This is a genomic window from Aquabacterium sp., from assembly GCF_030652515.1.
Lineage (GTDB): Bacteria > Pseudomonadota > Gammaproteobacteria > Burkholderiales > Burkholderiaceae_C > Aquabacterium.
Window position 1 is genome coordinate 1 of the sequence record NZ_JAUSAR010000038.1, and the last position, 2,607, is coordinate 2,607.

A 2,607-nucleotide genomic window follows, 5' to 3' on the forward strand; every position below is an offset into this window, starting at 1 on the left:
CGGCGACTTTGTCGCCATCATGGGTCCCAGCGGCTCTGGTAAGTCCACCGCGATGAACATCCTTGGCTGCCTCGACACACCCACCAGCGGGAGCTATGAATTCGAGGGCGTGCAGGTCGAGCAGTTGTCGCGTAACCAGCGAGCGCTGCTGCGGCGTCATTATCTCGGCTTCGTGTTCCAGGGCTTCAACCTGTTGTCGCGCACCACCGCGCTGGAGAATGTCGAACTGCCGCTGATCTACCGTGGCGAACCCGCCGTCGCGCGCCACGCCGCTGCGGGCGCCGCTCTGGAGCAGGTCGGACTACAGGGCTGGGAGCACCACACCTCGGCCGAACTGTCTGGTGGCCAGCAGCAACGTGTAGCCATTGCCCGCGCCATCGTTACCCGACCCGCGGTGCTGCTGGCCGACGAGCCCACCGGCAACCTCGACACCCACACCAGCCAGGAAATCATGAATCTGATCAGTGCGTTCAACCGCGAGCACGGCATCACCGTGCTGATGGTCACCCACGAACCCGACATGGCGGCCTATGCGAAGCGGATCATTCATTTCGTTGACGGCCGTGTCGATAGTGACCACCGCAACGGGGAGGCAGCCTGATGCTGTGGAATACTTTACTGCTCGCCCTGCGTTCCATCCGGCGCAACCTGATGCGCTCCTTCCTGACCATCCTTGGCATCGTCATCGGCGTCGCCGCCGTCATCACCATGGTGACCCTGGGAAACGGCGCGACCCAGTCCGTGTCCGACCAGATATCCAGCATGGGCAGCAACCTGCTGATGTTGATGCCAGGCCAGCGTTTCGGTCCCGGTGCCGAGGCGGGTGCCCCCTTCAAGAGCGCCGACGTCGACGCCGTCCGCAACCAGATCACCGCCGCCAGGCTGGTCGCACCGATGGTGAACAAGTCGGCGACAGCCGTGTATCAGGCCAATAACTGGTCTACCGTGGTTACCGGCAGCAGCGGTGACTATTTCCAGGCGGGCAACTGGGAAATTGCTGTCGGCCGCAGCTTCAGCGAGGCCGAGGAACGGGCGGGAAAGGCGGTATGTGTAATCGGTGAAACCGTGCGCGACAAGCTGTTCGGCCGGCAAAACCCGGTGGGCAGCGAAATCCGCATCAAACAGTTCGCCTGCGAAGTGATCGGCCTGCTCAAGGCCAAGGGTCAGTCGTCCATGGGATCCGATCAGGACGACACCGTGGTAATGCCGCTGCGCACAGTACAGCGCCGCCTCACCGGCAGCCAGGACATCAGCCGGATGACCATCTCGGTGAAGGAGAGTGCCTCCATCGATGCGGTCAAGAATCAGCTAACCTTGCTGCTGCGCGAGCGGCGCAACATCGCTGAGAACGAGAACGACGATTTCCGCGTGATGGACACCCGGCAGATCGCCGAGACCCTCACTAGCACCACCAAGATCCTCACCATGCTGCTCGCCGCCGTGGCCGCGGTGAGCCTGCTGGTGGGCGGCATCGGAATCATGAACATCATGCTGGTGTCGGTCACCGAGCGCACCCGCGAGATCGGTATCCGCCTCGCTATCGGCGCGCTGGAAAGGGAGGTACTGCTGCAGTTCCTGATCGAGGCGGTGGTGCTGTCGAGCCTTGGCGGTCTGATCGGCATCGCTATCGCCACCGTAGCATCCATCTTCCTAGCCGGAATGATGGGCGTTCCCTACCTGTTCGACCCCGGCATCAACCTGCTGTCCTTCTTTTTTTCCGCCGCCATCGGCGTGATCTTCGGCTACTTCCCGGCGCGCCGTGCGGCCAGCCTCAATCCCATCGACGCGTTGCGCCACGAGTGAGAGGGAGCATCGCGTTACCACATGTCCATCCTTATCAATCCGACTCTCACTTGATAAATATACACATCAACTGAGGAGATAATAATCCATGCGCTAACCGAGTTCGTACAATCCGCCGCAGCCCCTTTGCCATTCCTTCTTGATCAGCATATCGTTCTAATTTCTCAGCCTTCCCCTTGGTGCCAATTCTCCCCAGGCGACGAACCAGTGTGTCATTCAATAGGGCTTGCAGCGGTCAAACGTAGAATGCCTTCCGATTCTTATCAGGTATCACGCACTCCATCTGTATGTCAAGGCAACTCATATTTGCCGGTATTATTGGATGGTTACATTTTAGGCAGCATATAAAGTTTGCCTTGAAATCTTGTATTCTTTTGCTAATGAAGATTTAACGGCACCACCTGCCACCCTGCATAGTATCTCCTGGATTTGTTCATCTTTTAGTACCCGCCCTCTTCCTATTCTGGTTCCTTTCTTTTGAGCCTGAGCAATTCCTTCCCGTTAGCGCTCTTTAATCAGGTTGCGTTCAAACTCAGCAAAAGCACCCATCATTTGCAACATGAGCTTGTTCCTCGGATTCTCATTGCTGCCTGTGAATGTTAAATTTTCTTTATGGAAAACAACCAAGACTCCTTTTCCGTTCAGATGGCTGACAATGGTTTGCAAATCAACAAGGTTCCGGGCCAGGCGATCTATAGAATGCACATTAAAGTGGACCCCTGAGTCAAGACAATTATGCACTGAGTTTAAGCTACACATTCAATTTCAAACACAGCTGGTCGGCGCTGCCCCGGTTTAGCCTCT

General features: G+C 57.3%; 4 protein-coding genes. 2 read left to right on the forward strand and 2 right to left on the reverse strand.

Annotated elements, in window-relative coordinates:
• Together Q7V20_RS05645 and Q7V20_RS05650 are read left to right on the forward strand one after the other, a co-directional pair.
• Positions 1–601, forward strand: a 601-nt coding sequence (locus Q7V20_RS05645; protein ID WP_304788080.1) for an ABC transporter ATP-binding protein, incomplete at its 5' end; no start/stop codon positions are given.
• Entirely contained in the window at positions 601–1,803 is a 1,203-nt protein-coding gene (locus Q7V20_RS05650; protein WP_304788082.1) for an ABC transporter permease, read from the forward strand. The genes Q7V20_RS05645 and Q7V20_RS05650, both read left to right, overlap by 1 nt.
• Before the next feature lie 333 nt (positions 1,804–2,136).
• Here the strand turns inward: Q7V20_RS05650 and Q7V20_RS24315 are convergent, their stop codons facing one another.
• Both Q7V20_RS24315 and Q7V20_RS24320 read right to left on the reverse strand, forming a co-directional pair.
• Positions 2,137–2,295 (reverse strand): helix-turn-helix domain-containing protein, encoded by a 159-nt coding sequence (locus tag Q7V20_RS24315; protein WP_370652410.1) that lies wholly within the window; start codon positions 2,293–2,295, stop codon positions 2,137–2,139.
• 9 nt (positions 2,296–2,304) lie between these two features.
• Positions 2,305–2,562: a recombinase family protein gene (locus Q7V20_RS24320; RefSeq protein ID WP_370652409.1), complete on the reverse strand. Its 258-nt coding sequence runs from the start codon at positions 2,560–2,562 to the stop codon at positions 2,305–2,307.
• Positions 2,563–2,607 lie beyond the last annotated feature (45 nt).

Coding starts and splice junctions, on each gene's coding strand:
- Q7V20_RS05650 (WP_304788082.1), top strand. CDS start 601: ATGCTGTGGAATACTTTACTGCTCGCCCTGCGTTCCATCCGGCGCAAC.
- Q7V20_RS24320 (WP_370652409.1), bottom strand. CDS start 2,562: ATGTGTAGCTTAAACTCAGTGCATAATTGTCTTGACTCAGGGGTCCAC.